This window comes from Xanthomonas sp. SHU 308, assembly GCF_000364645.1.
Taxonomy (GTDB): Bacteria; Pseudomonadota; Gammaproteobacteria; order Xanthomonadales; family Xanthomonadaceae; genus Xanthomonas_A; species Xanthomonas_A sontii.
Genome location: NZ_AQOK01000029.1, coordinates 1 through 3,515 on the forward strand (window position 1 = coordinate 1; position 3,515 = coordinate 3,515).

Consider the following 3,515-nt stretch of genomic DNA (forward strand, 5'->3'; position numbering starts at 1 on the left):
TGGCCGCGGCTGCGGCCACACCGGCAGCCCCAGCGCCGCGGCCAGGCCGTCCACGTCCTGCGGGCGGAAGCGCGCCACCAGGATGGTGCGGAAGGTCGGCGCGCCGCTCGGCGAGGTGCCCTGGTCCTGGCGGTAGTCGAAGGTGTCGACCAGATTCTTGGCGTTGCGCAGCGCCTGGGTCACCCCGGGCCGCGACATCACCCCCTTGTCGCCGGAGATCTTGCCCAGCACCACGCCGAGCGCGCGGGACAGGGCACCGTTGCGGTCGGCCTCGCTCTGGCTGTTGACCGGCACTTCGGCGTCGTAGGGGCCGGTGGCGCCGGCCACGTCGCCCTCGGTGCGCAGCTCGGCCTGGGCCAGGGCGGTCGCGGCGGGCAGGCACAGCGCGAAAGACAGGAGGAAGGCAAGGCTGCGGCGCATGAAGGGTCCAGTACTCGGCGTATCCGGGGCGAATTGTTGCCCGAATGCGGGCCTAGCGCCAATGCGGCCTGTTAAAATCGCCGCCTTTCCGCCGACCCCGCCGCCCGTGACCACTTCCCAGCCCCCCGCCGCCGCCCCGTTGACCTACCGCGACGCCGGCGTCGACATCGATGCCGGCAACGCCGTCGTCGAACGCATCAAGCCCCTGGTCAAGCGCAGTTTCCGCCCCGAAGTGATGGGCGGGCTGGGCGGCTTCGGCGCGCTGTTCGACCTGTCCGGCAAGTACCGCGAGCCGGTCCTGGTGTCCGGCACCGACGGCGTCGGCACCAAGCTGAAGCTGGCGCAGCAGCTCGGCCGCCACGACACCATCGGCATCGACCTGGTCGGCATGTGCGTCAACGACGTGCTGGTGCAGGGCGCCGAGCCGCTGTTCTTCCTGGACTACTTCGCCACCGGCAAGCTCGACGTGGAGACCACCGTGGCGGTGGTCGGCGGCATCGCCCGCGGCTGCGAACTGGCCGGCTGCGCGCTGATCGGCGGCGAGACCGCGGAAATGCCCGACATGTACCCGCCGGGCGAATACGACCTGGCCGGCTTCACCGTCGGCGCGGTGGAGAAGTCGCAGTTGCTCGACGGCGCCCGGGTGCGCCAGGGCGACGTGCTGATCGGCATCGCCTCCTCCGGCCCGCATTCCAACGGCTACTCGCTGATCCGCCGCATCTACGACCGCGCCGGGCGCCCGGACGCGCTGCAGGTCGGCGGCGTGGCCCTGGCCGACGCGCTGATGGCGCCGACCGCGCTGTACGTCAAGCCGATCCTGTCGCTGCTGCGCGAACAGGGCGAAGCCATCCACGCCATGGCGCACATCACCGGCGGCGGCCTGACCGAGAACATCATCCGCGTCATCCCCGACGGCCTGGGCCTGGACATCCGCGCCAGTGCCTGGACCCTGCCGCCGGTGTTCGAGTGGCTGCAGCGCGAAGGCGCGGTGGCCGACAGCGAGATGTGGCGCACCTTCAACTGCGGCATCGGCTTCGTGCTGGTCGCCGCGCCGGAGCAGGTGGCCGCGCTGGAGCGCAGCCTGGACACCCTGGGCCTGGCGCACTGGCAGATCGGCGCGGTGGTGGCCGCCGCGGACGCCGGCGAACGCGTGCACATCGGCTGAGTCGCATGGCGGCGGCCAAGCGCGCCTGGCTGACGCTGGCGCTGGCGGTGTTCGCCGCCAGTTGGATACGGCCGCTGTGGCCGGCGGAACAGGCCATGCACAGCTCCCTGGCGGTGCTGGGCCTGGCCTGGCTGGTCTGGCACGACCGGCGCTGGCCGCTGCGCACCGGCCATTTCGCCGCCATCTGCCTCTTCATCAGCGTGCACAACGTCGCCGCGCACTGGCTCTATTCCAATGTGCCCTACGACCAGTGGCTGCGCACATTGACCGGCGATTGGTCGCCGAGCGCGGCCTTCGGCTGGCAGCGCAACCACACCGACCGGCTGATCCACCTGCTGTTCGGGGTGTGCTTCGCGCCGGCATTGCGCGACCACGTGCGCCAGCGCTGGCCGGCGCTGTCGGCGCGGCAGGCCTTCGTTTTGGCGACGATGGCGATCATGTGCGTCAGCCTGGTCTACGAATGGCTGGAATGGCTGATCGCGCTGCTGCTGTCGCCGGAGCAGGCCGAGTCCTACAACGGCCAGCAGGGCGATCCCTGGGATGCGCACATGGACATGCTGCTGGCCACGCTGGGCTGCGCCAGCGCCTGGCCGTGGCGGCGCACCCCGCGCCCGCTTCCCTCCACCTCGCACTGAGACCGACGATGTCGCTGCCACCGCCTCTTCCCGCCCCCGGCGGCCATGCCGCCGACGTGGTGCGTGCCACCTCCGACCTGAACACCCTGGCGACGCTGTATGCCGTCATGGCGGGGCTGCAGGTCGTCGTGGTGCTGCTGGTGGGCGCTTTGCTGGCCTACGGCGTGCACGAGGAGGCGCAGCTCAACGCCGTCGGCCAGAGCCCGGACCAGGCGCAGAACGGCGTCATCGCGATCGTGATGCTGTCGATCCTGCTCGGCTTCGGCCTGCTCGCGCTGCTGCTCAAGGTGCTGGTTGCGCGCGCCTTGCGCCACCGCCGCCAGTTGGGGCTGTGCTACGCCGGCGCCGTGATCACCTGCCTGGGCTTCCCGCTGGGCACTGCGCTGGGCATCGCCACCTTGCTGACGCTGCAACGCCCCGCGGTGGACGCCCTGTTCCGGAATCCTGTCCGATGACGCTTCGCCTTGCCGTGCTCGCCTCCGGGCGCGGCTCCAACCTGCAGGCCATCCTCGCCGCGATCGCCGCCGGCACCCTCAATGCCGAGGTGGTCGGCGTGTTCGGCGATCGTCCGGAGGCGCCGGCACTGGCGATGGTGGCGCCGGACCGGCGCTGGTCGGCGCGGCCCAAGGACTTCCCCGATCGCGTCGCCTTCGAGCAGGCGCTGGGCGACGCGGTCGCCGCGGCGCGGCCGGACTGGGTGGTCTGCGCCGGCTACATGCGCATTCTCGGCGCCGGCTTCGTGCAGCGCTTCGGCGGGCGCCTGCTCAACATCCACCCCTCGCTGCTGCCCAAGTACCGCGGCCTGCACACCCATGCCCAGGCTTTGGCGGCCGGTGACGCCGAACACGGCGCCAGCGTGCATTTCGTGGTGCCGGAACTGGACGCCGGCGCGGTGATCGGCCAGGTGCGGGTGCCGGTGCAACCCGGCGACGGTCCCGACGACCTGGCGCAGCGCCTGCTGCCGCGCGAACACCGGCTGCTGTGCGCGGTGCTGCGGCTGGCCGCGGCGGGCCGCCTGGCTGAACGGGACGGCAAGGTCTGGCTGGACGGTCAGTGCCGGTTTAGTCCGCTGCGCCTAGATTGCGACGACGTGCTGCTTCCCTGAATGCGCTGCCGCACTTTCCGCGGCCCCTCCCTCCCCCTCTTCCCTCCCGCTCACGCCAGCCGATCCCATGAAGCTCGCTCCGCGTCCGTTCGCCTTCCTCGTCGCGTCCGGCCTCGGCCTGCTGGCGCCCATCGTCGCTGCGCAGGTCGCGCCGGCGCCCGCCGCGCAGCCGGCGCCGCAGACCGCCCCC

At 71.9% G+C, this 3,515-nt stretch carries 5 protein-coding genes; 4 read left to right on the forward strand and 1 reads right to left on the reverse strand.

Translation table 11 applies throughout. The features are described 5' to 3' along the window. On the reverse strand, positions 1-420 hold a 420-nt coding region (locus D588_RS23770), incomplete at its 3' end, for a DUF2066 domain-containing protein (RefSeq protein ID WP_017914728.1). A 106-nt stretch (positions 421-526) separates the two neighbouring features. Between D588_RS23770 and purM the strand changes: the two genes are divergently transcribed. The 4 genes from purM to purN are packed head-to-tail and all read left to right on the forward strand — an operon-like array spanning position 527 to position 3,325. Next, positions 527-1,585: a phosphoribosylformylglycinamidine cyclo-ligase gene (purM, locus tag D588_RS0101535; RefSeq protein WP_026143251.1), complete on the forward strand. Its 1,059-nt coding sequence runs from the start codon at positions 527-529 to the stop codon at positions 1,583-1,585. A 5-nt stretch (positions 1,586-1,590) separates the two neighbouring features. Further along, positions 1,591-2,220, forward strand: coding sequence for a DUF2238 domain-containing protein (locus D588_RS0101540; RefSeq protein WP_017914730.1), 630 nt, complete (start codon positions 1,591-1,593; stop codon positions 2,218-2,220). A gap of 8 nt (positions 2,221-2,228) precedes the next feature. Then, complete coding sequence (locus tag D588_RS0101545) at positions 2,229-2,675, forward strand: hypothetical protein (protein ID WP_026143252.1); 447 nt, start codon at positions 2,229-2,231, stop codon at positions 2,673-2,675. Continuing rightward, a complete protein-coding gene (gene purN, locus D588_RS0101550; protein WP_026143253.1) occupies positions 2,672-3,325 on the forward strand; it encodes a phosphoribosylglycinamide formyltransferase in 654 nt (217 codons plus the stop codon). Before D588_RS0101545 ends, purN begins: the two co-directional genes overlap by 4 nt. Positions 3,326-3,515: the final 190 nt, after the last annotated feature.

Coding starts and splice junctions, on each gene's coding strand:
- D588_RS0101545 (WP_026143252.1), top strand. CDS start 2,229: ATGTCGCTGCCACCGCCTCTTCCCGCCCCCGGCGGCCATGCCGCCGAC.
- purN (WP_026143253.1), top strand. CDS start 2,672: ATGACGCTTCGCCTTGCCGTGCTCGCCTCCGGGCGCGGCTCCAACCTG.
- D588_RS0101540 (WP_017914730.1), top strand. CDS start 1,591: ATGGCGGCGGCCAAGCGCGCCTGGCTGACGCTGGCGCTGGCGGTGTTC.